Raw genomic sequence first — 14,250 nt, forward strand, 5'->3', positions numbered from 1 at the left:
GCGTACTCACGGCACCAGCGCCTTGACGTAATGCTGCGCACTCAGGTCCTGTTGCCAGCCGCAGGCGCGGTACAGGGCCTGCGCGACGAGATTGTCCTGCGCCGTCTCCAGCACGATGCGCACCGCGCCATCGGCCGCGGCGTGGCGTTCGGCGGAATGCAGCAGCGCTTGCGCCACGCCATGGCGGCGGTGCGCAGGCGCCACGTACAGATCGTTGAGGATCCACACGCGCGCCGCCCGCACCGAGGAGAAGGACGGATACAACTGCGCGAAGCCGGCCGCCTGCGCCTCGCGCTCGGCCAGCAGCACGACCGATTCGGCGTTGGCCAGGCGCGCGGCCAGGAAGGCGTGCGCGGTCGCCGCATCCGGCGCCTGCCCGTAGAACTGTCGGTAGGCGTCGAACAGCGCTGCCAGCGCCTGCAGGTCCTGCGCATCGGCTTGGCGCACGCGCACGCTCATGGGCTGTCGCTCAGGCGCGCCAGTTCGTCGACCTGGTGCTCGTGGCTCAGGCGTCCGATCAGCGCATCGAGGTCGCCCTCGATCACGTTCGGCAGGTCGTACAGTGTCAGGCCCTCGACGCGGTGGTCGGTGATGCGGCCCTGCGGGAAGTTGTAGGTGCGGATGCGCTGGCTGCGGTCGCCGCTGCCGACCTGCAGCTTGCGGTCCTGCGCCTCGGCCGCGGCCTGCTTGCTGCGCTCGGCCTCCAGCAGCTGCGCCTTGAGTCGCTTCAGCGCCTTGTCGCGGTTGGCATGCTGGCTGCGCTCGGTCTGGCACTCCACCACCACGCCGCTGGGCACGTGGGTGATGCGGATCGCCGACTCGGTCTTGTTGACGTGCTGGCCGCCGGCGCCGGAAGAGCGGAAGGTGTCGATCTTCAGGTCGGCCGGGTTGATCGCGATCTCCTCCACGTCGTCGGCCTCGGGAATGATCGCCACCGTCGCCGCGGAGGTGTGGATGCGGCCCTGCGACTCGGTCGCCGGCACGCGCTGCACGCGGTGCGTGCCGGATTCGAACTTGAGTTTGGAGTAGGCGCCGCGGCCGACGATGCGCGCCACGACCTCCTTGTAGCCGCCGTGCTCGCCGGGGCTGTCCGATTCCACTTCCACCTTCCAGCCCTGGCGCTCGGCGTAGCGCGCGTACATGCGGAACAGGTCGCCGGCGAAGATCGCCGCCTCGTCGCCGCCGGTGCCGGCGCGCACTTCCAGGAACAGGTTGCCGTCGTCGCGCGGATCGCGCGGCACCAGCAGCAGCGCCAGTTCCGCGTCCAGTTCGGCCAGGCGCGCCTGCGCGGCGGCGATTTCCTCCTCGGCCAGTTCGCGCAGTTCCGGATCGGCGCGCATCGCCTCGGCCGAGGCCAGGTCGGCCTTGGCCGCGGCCTCGGCGGCCAGCGCGGCGGCGACCGGCTCCAGTTGCGCGAACTCCCGCGAGTAGTCGCGGAAGCGGGTGTTGTCGCTCACCACCTCGGGGTCGGACAGCAGGCGTTCGAGTTCTTCGCGACGCTCGGCCAGCGCCTCCAGCTTACGGCGCAGGGTCGGTGTCATCGGTCTTCAGGATGGGGTGGAAATAGCCCGGCTTCTCCGGGAACAGGCGCTCGGCGGCGCGGGCCAGCTCGGCGTCGCCGCGCAGCGCCGCTTCGCGCAGCGCCGCGGTGGGCGGATGCAGCAGGCGGTTGGTCAGGGTGTTGGCGAGGAACTCCAGCACCTCGTCGGCGGGCTTGCCGTGCGCCAGCTGCTGCCGCGCCTTGGCCAGCACGTCGTCGCGGGTGCTGTCGCCATGCGCGCGCAGGCGCTTGAGCGGCGCCTGGCGGGTGCTGGCCTGCAGCGCCTCCATGTAGCGCACGACCTGCAGGTCGATGATCGCCTCGGCCGCTTCGGCGGCCTCGCGGCGGCCGCGGCGGTTGTCCTCGACCGCGCGCTCCAGGTCGTCGACGGTGTACAGGTAGGCGTCGGCCAGGTCGGCCACGCCGGCCTCGATGTCGCGCGGCACCGCCAGGTCGAACAGCAGCATCGGCTTGTGCTTGCGCGCGCGCAGCGCCTGCTCGACCTGCGCCCGGGTCACCACCGGCTCGCGCGCGGCGGTGGCCGAGAACACCACGTCGGCCTCGTGCAGGTGGCGCTCCAGCTCGCTCAGCGGCAGCGCCACGCCGCCGTGGCGGCTGGCCAGCTCCTGCGCGTGGGCGAGGGTGCGGTTGGCGATCAGCAGGCGCCGCACGCGGCCCTCGCTGAGATGCTTGGCGGCCAGCTCGATGGTCTCGCCGGCGCCGACCAGCAGCACGGTCGATTCGCTGAGCCGGGCGAAGGAACTCTGCGCCAGGCGCACCGCGGTGGAGGCGACCGAGACCGGATTGGCGCCGACCCGGGTGTCGGTGCGCGCGCGCTTGGCCACCGAGAAGGTCTGCTGGAACAGGCGGTCCAGGCGGCCGCCCATCGCCCCGTGCTCGCGCGCCAGCGACCAGGCGTCCTTCACCTGGCCGAGGATCTGCGGCTCGCCCAGCACCATCGAGTCCAGCCCGGTGGCGACCCGGAACAGGTGCCGCACCGCATCCGCATCCTGGTGCTGGTACAGATAGGCGTGCAGGCCGGCGGCGTGCGAATCCAGCCAGTCGGCCAGGTGCTGCGCATCGCCGGCGATGGCGTACAGCTCGGTGCGGTTGCAGGTGGACAACAGCGCCGCCTCGGCGACGTCGGGCAGCGCGCGCAGCGATTGCAGCGCGCGCGGCAATGCGTCGCCGGCGAATGCCACCCGTTCGCGCAGGTCGACCGGCGCGGTCTGGTGGTTCAATCCGAGCACCCACAACGTCATCTGTTCAGTTGCTTGCGATAAGCTGCTGGCCATTCAGGGCCCCATTTTACGGCCCGGCCGCTTCCGATGCCCGCATTGATTCGCATCCGTACCATTCTGCTGCTGTCCGCAATCGCCGCCGTGGCCGCACCGGCCGCGGCCAAAGCGCCGAGCCCCGCCCAGGACGTGATGACCCCGGTCCTGGCCGGCGAGTTCGCCCTGCAGGCCGGACAACTGGCCGACGCCTCGCGCTGGTACCTGCAGGCCGCCAACGACAGCCCCGGCGACGCCGGCCTGGCGGAACGCGCCACCCGTATCGCGATGCTGGCCAACGACAGCACCGCCGCCGCCCAGGCCCTGGCGCTGTGGCGGCAGCGCGCCCCCGAGTCGCTGGCCATGCGCAGCGCCGAGGCCTCGCTGGCCCTGCGCAACGGCAACCTGCGGCAGGCGCGCAGCCTGCTGGTGGCCTTGCTGCGCGACAAGGATCCGCGCGGCTGGCGCTTCGCCCTGATCGCCCTGGTCAGCGGCAACCGCGATCCGGAAGTGGCGGCCAAGGCCCTGGACCAGTTGCTCGATGCCAATGCCATTCCCAACCAGCTCGAGGCCTGGCAGGAGTTCGGGCGCCTGGCGCTGCGCCTGGATCAGCCCAAGCTGGCCGAGCGCATCGTCGACCAGTTGGTCAAGCGCTTCCCGCAGGAGCCGCGCGTGGCGCTGCTGCATGCCACCCAGTTGCAGCAGGCGGGCAAGACCGAGCAGGCGCGCGTGCTGCTGCAGGGCGTGGAACCCAAGGTGTCGGGCGACCCGGAACTCCGCACCGCGCTGGCCTATGCCTACGACGCCATCGGCGACACCGCCGCCGCCGCGCGGGTGCTGGCGCTGGGGCCGCAGACCACACAGAACTACGGCCTGCGCGCCTCGATGCTGGCCAAGCTGCAGGACAACGCGGCCTTGACCGCGCTGTACGACGAGTTGCGCAAGGGTGCCGACCGTCCCGATCCGGAGCGGCGCCTGCTGCTCGGCAAGATCGCCGAGTTCCTCAAGCGCAATCAGGAGGCGGTGGACTGGTACCGCGGCGTGCCGGGCGGCCCGCTACGTAGTGAGGCGCGGTTGCGCGCCGCCGGTGCGCTGTACGCGCTCGGTCAGAAGGACGCCGCCTTCGCCGAGGCGCGCGTGCTGCAGGACGATGCCGAAGCCGACGATGCCGCGCGCCGCGACGCCTATGTGCTGGAGGCGGAACTGCGCCAGCGCAGCGGCGACGACGCCGGCGAGCTGCAGGTGTTCGAGCGCGGCCTGGCCGCGTATCCGGACGACAACGCGCTGCTGTACGCCCGCGGGCTGTCCTGGGAGCGCCGCGATCGCATCGACCGCGCCGAGGCCGACCTGCGCAAGATCCTGGTCACCGACCCGGAGAACGTGGCAGCGCTGAACGCGCTCGGCTACACCCTGGCCGACCGCACCAAGCGCTATCGCGAAGCGCTGCAGCTGATCGACCGCGCACGCACCGCCGATCCTGACAACGCGGCGATCATCGACAGCTACGGCTGGGTGCTGTACCGGCTCGGCAAGACCCAGGAGGCGCTGGTGCAACTGCGTCGTGCCTGGAGCCTGGTGAAGGATCCGGAGATCGCCGCGCACATCGGCCAGGTGCTGTGGGAGCAGGGCAAGCACGAAGAGGCCAACAAGTACTTCGACGAGGCGCGCAAGCTCGATCCGGACAATCGCGCGCTGCGCCGCGCCCTGGAACAGGTGACGCCGTGAGTCAGAACCTGCGCGCCGCGTGGGCGCTGGCCGCCGGGCTGCTGCTGGCCGGCTGCAGCGCGCTGCCGACACGCACTCCGGCGCCGGTTGCCGCCGCCACGCCCGATGCCGCCGCGCAGCAGGTCGAGGCGGCGCGTGTGCAGTGGCTGCAGGCGCATCCGGACTGGGCGTTCCAGGGGCGTGTGGCGATCAGCAACGGCCGCAACGGCGGCAGCGGCCGCATCGACTGGAAGCAGCAGCATCGCCAGTACGAGGTGCAGCTCAGCGCGCCGGTGACCCGGCAGAGCTGGCGCCTGACCGGCGACAGCCATTCCGAGGCCGGGCGCCTGGAAGGCATGGAGGGCGGGCCGCGCGAAGGCGAGAACGCCGAGCAACTGCTGCTGGAGGCGACCGGCTGGGAAATTCCGGTCAATCTGCTACCGCAGTGGGTGCGCGGGCAGGTGGCATCGGATACCGAGGCGCCCGAGCACGTGGACTACGATGCCCAGGGGCGGCCGCGCACCTTGCGGCAGATGGGCTGGGACATCGACTTCCAGGAGTGGTATCCGCCCAGCGACGGCCAGCCGGCGTTGCCGCGGCGCATCGAGGCGCGCAACGGCGGCGCCAAGGTGCGCTTGCTGGTGGATCACTGGGACATTCCGGCGCAATGAGCCGGACGATGGAGGGGGGCTGGTCGTCCTGGCCGGCCCCGGCGAAGCTGAACCTGTTCCTGCAGATCACCGGCCGCCGGCCGGACGGCTACCACCAGTTGCAGACCGTGTTCCGCCTGCTGGACTGGGGCGATACGGTGCACCTGCGGCCGCGTGCGGACGGGGTGGTCGCACGGCTCGGCCCGTCCGTGGCCGGTGTCGCCGAGGCTGACGATCTGCTGGTGCGTGCCGCGCGGTTGTTGCAAAAAGCTGCCAACGTCGCGCAAGGTGTGGATATCCGCGTCGAAAAGCGCATTCCGGCCGGCGGTGGCTTCGGTGGTGGCTCGTCCGATGCGGCAACCGCGCTGGTGGCGCTGAATGCGCTATGGGGCGCCGGGCTGGACGAGGACGCCCTGGCCGGCCTCGGTCTGTCGCTGGGCGCGGATGTGCCCGTGTTCGTGCGCGGGCGCGACGCCTGGGCCGAGGGCGTGGGCGAGCAATTGACCCCGCTCGCCCTGCCGCCGGCCTGGTATGTGCTGGCCGATCCGGGCGTGCACGTGCCCACCGCAGCGCTGTTCCAGTCCCCGGATTTGACGCGGGATGCTGCGCCCGCGAAAATAGCGGACTTCGTTTCAGGTTTCCTGCTCGGTAACGCGTTCGAGCCGGTCCTGCTTCGCCGCGAACCGGCCGTCCAGGCCACGTTCCAGGCGCTGGCTCGGATCGGCACGCCACGCCTGACCGGATCGGGGAGCGGTTGTTTCGTCGAGTTCGCCGATCGCGCTGCCGCCGTGCGCGCGCTGGCGGACTTGCCGGATGGGATGCGCGCCTGGGTGGCAGGTGGTGTCCCGCGTTCGGCGCTGCTCGACGCGCTGGAGGCTTGACACAGGTTTACGCAGGGGCGTCGCCAAGAGGCCCAAGGCACCAGGTTTTGATCCTGGCATTCGTAGGTTCGAATCCTACCGCCCCTGCCAATGTATGCAGATCCCTCTGCAAAAGCCCGCACATCCATGTGCGGGGGTTCAACAGGTAGAAGCCAGAAGCCTCGCTCCTCTTCCGCTTTCCGATTCACGTCGTTCCGTCGCCACACGCTCTTTGCAGCCACCCGAGAGACTCCTCATGCAAGACCAACGCAACCTGCTGGTGTTCTCCGGCAACGCCAACAAGCCCCTGGCCAAAAGCATCTGCCGCGAGCTTGGCGTGCGCCCCGGCAAGGCGATGGTCTCCAGCTTCTCCGACGGCGAAGTGCAGGTGGAGATCGAGGAGAACGTGCGCCGGCAGGAAGTGTTCGTGATCCAGCCGACCTGCGCGCCCAGCGCAGAGAACCTGATGGAGCTGCTGGTGATCATCGACGCGCTCAAGCGCGCCAGCGCCGCCAGCGTCACCGCGGTGGTGCCGTACTTCGGCTACTCGCGGCAGGACCGGCGCATGCGCTCCTCGCGCGTGCCGATCACCGCCAAGGTCGCGGCGAAGATGTTCAGCGCGGTCAACGCCGACCGCGTGCTGACCGTGGACCTGCACGCCGACCAGATCCAGGGTTTCTTCGACATCCCGGTCGACAACGTCTACGCCTCGCCGCTGCTGCTGGCCGACATCTGGCGCGCCTACGGCACCGACAACCTGATCGTGGTGTCGCCGGACGTGGGCGGCGTGGTGCGCGCCCGCGCCGTGGCCAAGCGCCTGGACGATGCCGACCTGGCGATCATCGACAAGCGCCGCCCGCGCGCCAACGTGTCCACGGTGATGAACATCATCGGCGACGTCGAGGGCAAGACCTGCGTGCTGGTCGACGACATCGTCGACACCGCCGGCACCCTGTGCGCCGCCGCGGCCGCGCTGAAGGAGCGCGGCGCGCTGAAGGTCGCCGCCTATTGCACGCACGCGGTGCTGTCCGGCCCGGCGGTGAGCAACATCAGCAATTCGCAGCTGGACGAACTGGTGGTCACCGACACCATTCCGCTGTCGGAGGCCGCCCGCGCCTGCGGCAAGATCCGCCAGCTCAGCGTCGCCGAACTGCTGGCCGAAACCATCCGCCGCATCGCCTTCGGCGAGTCGGTGAGTTCGTTGTACGTCGATTAAAGGCTGGGAATGGGGAATCGGGAATAGGGAATCGCAACGGCGCAGTGTCGCGCTTTGACCGATTCTCCATTCCCGATTCCCCACTCCCGGCCCCACAGACTCTTCTGGTCGCGGAAGAGTCCTTCAAACCGCCGCGAGGCGGTTCATTCAACCAAGGTAGTAAACGCAAATGGCAACCACGCATGAAATCAAGGTTCAGCGCCGCGAAGTCGAGGGCAAGGGTGCGAGCCGCCGCCTCCGTCGCGACGGCCTGATCCCGGCGATCGTCTACGGTGGCGATCTGAAGCCGGTCAACATCCAGCTCGACCACAACGAAGTCTGGCTGGCCAGCCAGAACGACTGGTTCTATTCGTCCATCCTCAGCCTGAGCCTGAATGGCGATGTGCAGAAGGTGCTGCTGCGCGATATGCAGCGTCACCCGTTCAAGCAGCTGATCATGCACATCGACTTCCAGCGCGTGAACGACAACGAAGCCCTGCACGCCTCGGTGCCGCTGCACTTCATCAACGAGGACGTGTCCCCGGCCGGCAAGTCGGCCGAAGTGGTCGTGACCCACGAGCTGAACGAAATCCAGGTCGTGTGCCTGCCGAAGGACCTGCCGGAGTTCGTCGAAGTCGACCTGGCCGCGCTGTCGGTCGGCGACGTGATCCACCTGTCCGACCTGAAGCTGCCGGCCGGCGTCGAGCTGCCGGAACTGAAGCTTGGCAAGGAGCACGACGTGGCGGTGGTCATCGCCAAGCACGGCCGTGTCGAGGAAGAGCCGGAAGCCACCGACGCGGCGGCTGCCGCCGAGCCGGCCAAGAAGGACGGCAAGTAATCGCCTGCGCAGCGTCCGGGCCGTCGGTCCGGACGCTGCGGCGATGCATTGCGCATGACTGGTCTGCGTCTGATCGTCGGCCTGGGCAATCCCGGCGCCGAACACGCGAATACCCGGCACAACGCCGGGTTTCGTTTTGTCGACGCGTTGGCGGAGCGGGCTGGCGCACGCTGGAGCGTGGACGCCAAGCTGTTCGGCGAGACCGCCAAGGTCGAGGTCGCAGGGCAGTCGGTGTGGCTGCTGAAGCCAGCCACCTTCATGAATCTCAGTGGCAAGTCGGTCACGGCCGCCTTGCGCTTCTGGAAGATCGAACCGGCGCAGGCGCTGCTGGCGCACGACGAGCTGGACCTGGCGCCGGGCACGGCGCGGCTCAAGTTCGACGGCGGCCACGGCGGCCAGAACGGACTGCGCGATACCATCCGCTTGCTCGGGCATGCCGGCTTCCACCGCCTGCGCATCGGCATCGGCCATCCCGGCCACAAGGACAAGGTGGTGCCGTGGGTACTGGGACGCGCCGGCAAGGACGACCAGGTGCTCATCGACCGTGCCATCGACGACGCCATCGAGGTGCTGCCGCTGGCCGTGCAGGGCGACTTCAACGAGGCGATGAAGCGGTTGCATACGGGCAGGGGCGCGTGATTGGGGATTGGGGATTCGCGGCCGCGCGGCTGGGCGAATCTCCAATCCCGAATCCCAAATCCCGGAATCTGAAACATGGGCATCAAATGCGGCATCGTCGGCCTGCCCAACGTCGGCAAGTCGACCCTGTTCAATGCGCTGACCAAGGCGGGCATCGCTGCGGCCAATTTCCCGTTCTGCACCATCGAGCCGAACGTGGGCGTGGTGCCGGTGCCGGATCCGCGCCTGAACGCGCTGGCGGCGATCATCAATCCGCAGAAGGTCGTGCCGACCGCGGTCGAGTTCGTCGACATCGCCGGTCTGGTCGCCGGTGCGGCCAGTGGTGAGGGCCTGGGCAACAAGTTCCTGGCGCACATCCGCGAGGTTGATGCGATCACCCACGTGGTGCGCTGCTTCGAGCATGGCGACATCATCCACGTGAACAACAAGGTCGACCCGGTTTCCGACATCGAGACCATCGATACCGAACTGGCCCTGGCCGACCTGGACAGCGTGGAGAAGGCGCTCAACCGTGCCGAGCGCTCGGCCAAGGGCGGCGACAAGGACGCGGCGGCGCGCAAGCCGGTGCTGGCCAAGCTGCAGGCCGCGCTGGCCGAGGGCAAGGCCGGCCGCAACGCCGGGCTGGACGAGGAAGAGAAGGCGCTGGTGCGCGACCTGTTCCTGCTCACCCTCAAGCCGGTGATGTACATCGCCAACGTGCTGGAAGACGGGTTCGAGAACAATCCGCACCTGAATGCGGTGCGCGCGCATGCCGCCGCCGAAGGTGCCGAGGTGGTGCCGGTGTCGGCGGCGATCGAGGAAGAGCTGTCGCAGCTGGACGACGCCGACCGCGACGCGTTCCTGGCCGATCTGGGTCTCAACGAGCCCGGCCTGAACCGGGTGATCCGCGCCGGCTACACCCTGCTGGGGCTGCAGACCTACTTCACCGCCGGGGTGAAGGAAGTGCGCGCCTGGACGGTCAAGGCCGGGTCGACCGCGCCGCAGGCCGCAGCGGTGATCCACACCGACTTCGAGAAGGGCTTCATCCGCGCCGAAACCATCGCCTACGACGACTTCATCAAGTACAAGGGCGAGGCCGGGGCCAAGGAAGCCGGGCGCCTGCGTCTGGAAGGCAAGGAATACCGCGTGCAGGAAGGCGATATCCTGCATTTCCGCTTCAACGTCTGATGCGTGCGTGCGCCCCGGCCGGGCGCATGCGGGTCACGACGATTTCCTGCGACATCGCGTCAAAATACTGTTGACAAGGCGGGGATGTCAGGGAAGAATAGCGGGCTGTTTCACCCCTCTCTGATTTCGGCCTCGCAGCCGGGTTCGAGCGGGTAAGTTGGAGGGATACCCAAGCGGCCAACGGGGGCAGACTGTAAATCTGCTGGCTTACGCCTTCGGTGGTTCGAATCCACCTCCCTCCACCAGTTATTTTGTTGTGGCAGTGCGGCATCCCGTAGCGGGAGTAGTTCAACGGTAGAACCTCAGCCTTCCAAGCTGATGGTGCGGGTTCGATTCCCGTCTCCCGCTCCATTGAACGCGCTTGTGTCACAATAGAACAACGCTCACGTAGCTCAGTCGGTAGAGCACCTCCTTGGTAAGGAGGAGGTCGAAGGTTCGATTCCTTTCGTGAGCACCATATTCAGTCGTCAAATCTTTCTACGATCACCGAGAAGAAGCAGCCATGGCCAAGGGTAAGTTCGAGCGCACCAAGCCGCACGTCAACGTCGGCACCATCGGTCACGTCGACCACGGCAAGACCACGCTGACCGCGGCGCTGACCAAGATCGGCGCAGAGCGCTTCGGCGGCGAGTTCAAGGCGTACGACGCGATCGACGCGGCGCCGGAAGAGAAGGCGCGCGGCATCACGATCTCGACCGCCCACGTGGAATACGAATCCCCGACGCGCCACTACGCGCACGTGGATTGCCCGGGTCACGCGGACTACGTCAAGAACATGATCACCGGTGCGGCGCAGATGGACGGCGCGATCCTGGTGTGCTCGGCCGCTGACGGCCCGATGCCGCAGACCCGCGAGCACATCCTGCTGTCGCGCCAGGTCGGCGTGCCGCACATCGTGGTGTTCCTGAACAAGGCCGACATGGTCGACGACGCCGAGCTGCTCGAGCTGGTCGAGATGGAAGTGCGCGAGCTGCTGAGCAAGTACGACTTCCCGGGCGACGACACCCCGATCATCCATGGTTCGGCCCGTCTGGCGCTGGAAGGCGACCAGAGCGAGATCGGCGTGCCGGCGATCCTGAAGCTGGTGGACGCGCTGGACTCGTTCATCCCGGAGCCGCAGCGCGACGTGGACAAGCCGTTCCTGATGCCGGTGGAAGACGTGTTCTCGATCTCCGGCCGCGGCACCGTGGTGACCGGTCGTATCGAGCGCGGCATCATCAAGGTGGGCGACGAAATCGAAATCGTCGGCATCCGTGCGACGCAGAAGACCACCGTGACCGGCGTGGAAATGTTCCGCAAGCTGCTGGACCAGGGCCAGGCGGGCGACAACGCGGGCCTGCTGCTGCGCGGCACCAAGCGTGACGACGTGGAGCGCGGCCAGGTGCTGTGCAAGCCGGGTTCGATCAAGCCGCACACCGACTTCGAAGCCGAAGTGTACGTGCTGTCGAAGGACGAGGGCGGCCGTCACACCCCGTTCTTCAAGGGCTACCGTCCGCAGTTCTACTTCCGCACCACCGACATCACCGGTGCGGTGCAGCTGCCGGAAGGCGTGGAAATGGTGATGCCGGGCGACAACGTCAAGATGGTGGTGACGCTGATCAACCCGGTGGCGATGGACGAAGGCCTGCGCTTCGCGATCCGCGAAGGCGGCCGTACCGTCGGCGCCGGCGTGGTGGCCAAGATCATCAAGTAATGCCCTCCGGCGGCCAAGGCCGCCGGGCTCGACGGCAGGACGGCGGCTTTGGTCGCCGGAATCCGACGAGGTGCAGGCGGCTCCGGCCGCCGGGTTCAGCGAAGGGCGGGCCGGAACCTTCGGTCCGCCTTCGCCGTCTCAGGGAAGTGCAGTCGTTCTTACTACACGCCAGTAGCTCAATTGGCAGAGCAGCGGTCTCCAAAACCGCAGGTTGGGGGTTCGAGTCCCTCCTGGCGTGCCAATCTGCCGCTCCCTATCCAGTGACCTCGGTCGCATAGCAGCAAGAGTCGGATGAACAGCAAGATCGAGCATTCCAAAGGCCCCGCCGCGTCTTCTGGTGGCGATATCGTCAAGTACGTCATCGCAGCGCTGCTGGTGATCGCGGGCCTGGTCGTCTGGTTCTGGTTCGGCGAGCCGAGCCGCGCGACGCAGCTGGGAAGCTGGTCCGGTCCGCTGCGCGCACTGGCGGTGATCGCTGGCCTGGCTGCCGGCGCGGCGGTGTTCCTGCTGACCGCCAAGGGGCGCGAAGGCCGCGAGTTCCTGTCCGAATCCCGCTTCGAACTGCGCAAGGTGGTGTGGCCGACCCGTCAGGAAGCCATCCGCACCACCTGGGTGGTGATCGTGGTGGTGATCATTCTGAGTCTGTTGCTGGGCGGGTTCGATTTCCTGATCCAGAAGCTGATGCAGTGGTTCGTGAGCCGTTGAGGAGAGTGCAGCAGTGAAGCGTTGGTATGTCGTTCACGCCTATTCAGGCTTCGAGAAGTCCGTGGCACAAGCGCTGCGCGACCGTATTGTGCGTGACGAGATGCAGGAGCGCTTCGGCGACGTGCTGGTCCCCACCGAGGAAGTGATCGAAATGCGCTCCGGCCAGAAGCGCCGTTCCGAGCGCAAGTTCTTCCCGGGCTATGTGCTGGTGCAGATCGAGACCCACGATGAGGGCGGTATTCCGCGCATCGACAACGAAAGCTGGCACTTGGTCAAGGAAACGCCGAAGGTGATGGGCTTCATCGGCGGCACCGCCGACCGTCCGCTGCCGATCCGCGACGAAGAGGCCGATGCGATCCTGCAGCGCGTCCAGGATGGCGTGGAGAAGCCGCGTCCGAAGGTGCTGTTCGAGCCGGGCCAGATGGTCCGGGTCACCGATGGTCCGTTCAACGACTTCAACGGCGTGGTCGAGGAAGTCAACTACGAGAAGAGCCGCCTGCGCGTGGCGGTGCTGATCTTCGGTCGTTCCACCCCGGTGGAGCTGGAATTCGGCCAGGTCGAGAAGGCCTGAGCCTGCCCCGGCGCGGCTGCGCCGGGTGCCAAAATCTCTGCTATACTGCGCGGCTCCCTGTCCAGGCAAGCCGCCGGGCAGAACGGAAGCCGCCGCAAGGCGGCTTTCTGCGCACTTCAAAAACGTGATGGCGGGACACGTGATTTTCCCGTCGCGATGGGGAGCCTGCGGTTCAGGCGCTAGCACCCGGAGACACTAAAATGGCAAAGAAAGTCGTCGGTTACATCAAGCTGCAGGTGAAGGCCGGTCAGGCCAACCCCTCGCCGCCGGTCGGTCCTGCGCTGGGTCAGCGTGGTCTGAACATCATGGAATTCTGCAAGGCGTTCAATGCCGCCACGCAGAAGCTGGAGCCGGGCCTGCCGACTCCGGTCATCATCACGGCCTATTCGGACCGTACCTTCACCTTCGTCACCAAGAGCACCCCGGCCAGCGTGCTGCTGAAGAAGGCCGCGGGCGTCAGCTCCGGCTCCAAGCGCCCGAACACCGAGAAGGTGGGCAAGGTGACCCGCAAGCAGCTCGAAGAGATCGCCAAGGCGAAGGAAGCCGACCTGACGGCGGCGGAGCTGGAAGCGGCGGTACGCACGATTGCGGGTTCCGCCCGCAGCATGGGCCTGACGGTGGAGGGTTAAGCAATGGCACAGACCAAGCGACAGAAAGCGATCCGTGCTGCCGTGCAGCCGGGCAAGGCGTATTCGATCGACGAAGCGCTGAAGATCGTCAAGACCACCAGCAAGGCCAAGTTCGTCGAAGCCGTCGACGTGGCCGTGCGCCTGGGCGTGGACGCGAAGAAGTCCGACCAGCAGGTGCGCGGTTCCACCGTGCTGCCGGCCGGCACCGGCAAGAGCGTGCGCGTGGCGGTGTTCGCCCCCGCCGGCGCCAAGGCCGATGAGGCGCTGGCCGCTGGTGCCGAAGCCGTCGGCATGGACGACCTGGCCGAGAAGATGCAGGGCGGCGACCTGAACTACGACGTGGTCATCGCCACCCCGGACGCGATGCGCGTCGTCGGCAAGCTGGGCACCCTGCTGGGCCCGCGCGGCCTGATGCCGAACCCCAAGGTCGGCACCGTGTCCGCCAACCCGGCCGAAGCGGTAAAGAATGCCAAGTCGGGCCAGGTGCGCTACCGCACCGACAAGGCCGGCATCATCCACTGCACCATCGGCAAGGCCAGCTTCGAAGACGACGCGCTGAAGAGCAACCTGCAGGCGCTGCTGCTGGACCTGGTCAAGGCCAAGCCGGCGACCTCGAAGGGCACCTACCTGCAGAAGATCTCGGTGAGCTCGACCATGGGTCCGGGCGTCACCATCGATCAGGCTTCGCTGTCCCTGAAGTAATCGCAACACGGCGCCGCCCGCGAGGTGCGGCGCCGGTGTCACCCTTTTGAAGGCGTCGCCCGGGGCAACCCGACGCGAAGCCG

15 protein-coding genes and 5 tRNA genes are annotated in these 14,250 nt (G+C 67.8%); 17 read left to right on the forward strand and 3 right to left on the reverse strand.

Annotation, left to right across the window (positions count from 1 at the left end; translation table 11 throughout):
- Positions 1 to 6: 6 nt before the first annotated feature.
- Genes ACP93_RS07050 through hemA form a run of 3 tightly spaced genes read right to left on the reverse strand, consistent with a single transcriptional unit; the run spans position 7 to position 2,802 of the window.
- Positions 7 to 459, reverse strand: a complete 453-nt coding sequence (locus ACP93_RS07050) for a GNAT family N-acetyltransferase (RefSeq protein WP_048490034.1) — start codon at positions 457 to 459, stop codon at positions 7 to 9.
- Positions 456 to 1,541, reverse strand: a complete 1,086-nt coding sequence (gene prfA, locus ACP93_RS07055) for a peptide chain release factor 1 (protein WP_010341257.1) — start codon at positions 1,539 to 1,541, stop codon at positions 456 to 458. The genes ACP93_RS07050 and prfA overlap by 4 nt, the downstream gene beginning before the upstream one ends.
- Complete coding sequence (gene hemA, locus ACP93_RS07060; protein WP_048490035.1) at positions 1,519 to 2,802, reverse strand: glutamyl-tRNA reductase; 1,284 nt, start codon at positions 2,800 to 2,802, stop codon at positions 1,519 to 1,521. Before hemA ends, prfA begins: the two co-directional genes overlap by 23 nt.
- Before the next feature lie 66 nt (positions 2,803 to 2,868).
- Between hemA and ACP93_RS07065 the strand changes: the two genes are divergently transcribed.
- From ACP93_RS07065 to rplA, 17 genes are all read left to right on the forward strand, one after another.
- Complete coding sequence (locus ACP93_RS07065; RefSeq protein ID WP_048490036.1) at positions 2,869 to 4,539, forward strand: tetratricopeptide repeat protein; 1,671 nt, start codon at positions 2,869 to 2,871, stop codon at positions 4,537 to 4,539.
- Positions 4,536 to 5,189 carry a lipoprotein insertase outer membrane protein LolB gene (lolB, locus tag ACP93_RS07070; RefSeq protein ID WP_048490037.1) on the forward strand — a complete coding sequence of 218 codons (654 nt, stop codon included), beginning with the start codon at positions 4,536 to 4,538 and terminating at the stop codon, positions 5,187 to 5,189. The genes ACP93_RS07065 and lolB overlap by 4 nt, the downstream gene beginning before the upstream one ends.
- Positions 5,186 to 6,049, forward strand: a complete 864-nt coding sequence (ispE, locus tag ACP93_RS07075; RefSeq protein WP_048490038.1) for a 4-(cytidine 5'-diphospho)-2-C-methyl-D-erythritol kinase — start codon at positions 5,186 to 5,188, stop codon at positions 6,047 to 6,049. The genes lolB and ispE overlap by 4 nt, the downstream gene beginning before the upstream one ends.
- 13 nt (positions 6,050 to 6,062) lie before the next feature.
- Positions 6,063 to 6,139: transfer RNA gene (locus ACP93_RS07080), tRNA-Gln, on the forward strand.
- 145 nt (positions 6,140 to 6,284) lie between these two features.
- Entirely contained in the window at positions 6,285 to 7,244 is a 960-nt protein-coding gene (locus ACP93_RS07085) for a ribose-phosphate diphosphokinase (protein WP_017907365.1), read from the forward strand.
- 169 nt (positions 7,245 to 7,413) lie between these two features.
- Positions 7,414 to 8,061 carry a 50S ribosomal protein L25/general stress protein Ctc gene (locus ACP93_RS07090; RefSeq protein WP_017907366.1) on the forward strand — a complete coding sequence of 216 codons (648 nt, stop codon included), beginning with the start codon at positions 7,414 to 7,416 and terminating at the stop codon, positions 8,059 to 8,061.
- A 54-nt stretch (positions 8,062 to 8,115) separates the two neighbouring features.
- Positions 8,116 to 8,700, forward strand: coding sequence for an aminoacyl-tRNA hydrolase (gene pth, locus ACP93_RS07095; RefSeq protein ID WP_048490039.1), 585 nt, complete (start codon positions 8,116 to 8,118; stop codon positions 8,698 to 8,700).
- A 75-nt stretch (positions 8,701 to 8,775) separates the two neighbouring features.
- The gene (gene ychF, locus ACP93_RS07100) at positions 8,776 to 9,867 is read left to right on the forward strand and encodes a redox-regulated ATPase YchF (RefSeq protein ID WP_048490040.1); all 1,092 of its coding nucleotides are present in this window, start codon (positions 8,776 to 8,778) and stop codon (positions 9,865 to 9,867) included.
- 159 nt (positions 9,868 to 10,026) lie between these two features.
- Positions 10,027 to 10,112: transfer RNA gene (locus ACP93_RS07105), tRNA-Tyr, on the forward strand.
- Between the two features lie 32 nt (positions 10,113 to 10,144).
- A tRNA-Gly gene (locus ACP93_RS07110) sits at positions 10,145 to 10,218 on the forward strand.
- A gap of 30 nt (positions 10,219 to 10,248) precedes the next feature.
- Positions 10,249 to 10,324: transfer RNA gene (locus tag ACP93_RS07115), tRNA-Thr, on the forward strand.
- Between the two features lie 45 nt (positions 10,325 to 10,369).
- Positions 10,370 to 11,560, forward strand: coding sequence for an elongation factor Tu (gene tuf / locus ACP93_RS07120; RefSeq protein ID WP_048490041.1), 1,191 nt, complete (start codon positions 10,370 to 10,372; stop codon positions 11,558 to 11,560).
- A 165-nt stretch (positions 11,561 to 11,725) separates the two neighbouring features.
- Positions 11,726 to 11,801: transfer RNA gene (locus ACP93_RS07125), tRNA-Trp, on the forward strand.
- 50 nt (positions 11,802 to 11,851) lie between these two features.
- Positions 11,852 to 12,265, forward strand: a complete 414-nt coding sequence (secE, locus tag ACP93_RS07130; RefSeq protein ID WP_048490042.1) for a preprotein translocase subunit SecE — start codon at positions 11,852 to 11,854, stop codon at positions 12,263 to 12,265.
- Between the two features lie 13 nt (positions 12,266 to 12,278).
- A complete protein-coding gene (gene nusG, locus ACP93_RS07135; protein ID WP_048490043.1) occupies positions 12,279 to 12,836 on the forward strand; it encodes a transcription termination/antitermination protein NusG in 558 nt (185 codons plus the stop codon).
- Positions 12,837 to 13,036: 200 nt separating this feature from the next.
- Positions 13,037 to 13,465 (forward strand): 50S ribosomal protein L11, encoded by a 429-nt coding sequence (rplK, locus tag ACP93_RS07140; RefSeq protein WP_010341342.1) that lies wholly within the window; start codon positions 13,037 to 13,039, stop codon positions 13,463 to 13,465.
- Positions 13,466 to 13,468: 3 nt separating this feature from the next.
- On the forward strand, positions 13,469 to 14,167 hold the full coding sequence (gene rplA, locus ACP93_RS07145) for a 50S ribosomal protein L1 (protein ID WP_048490044.1): 699 nt from the start codon (positions 13,469 to 13,471) through the stop codon (positions 14,165 to 14,167).
- Positions 14,168 to 14,250: the final 83 nt, after the last annotated feature.

Source organism: Xanthomonas sp. NCPPB 1128 (assembly GCF_001043115.1).
Classification (GTDB): domain Bacteria; phylum Pseudomonadota; class Gammaproteobacteria; order Xanthomonadales; family Xanthomonadaceae; genus Xanthomonas_A.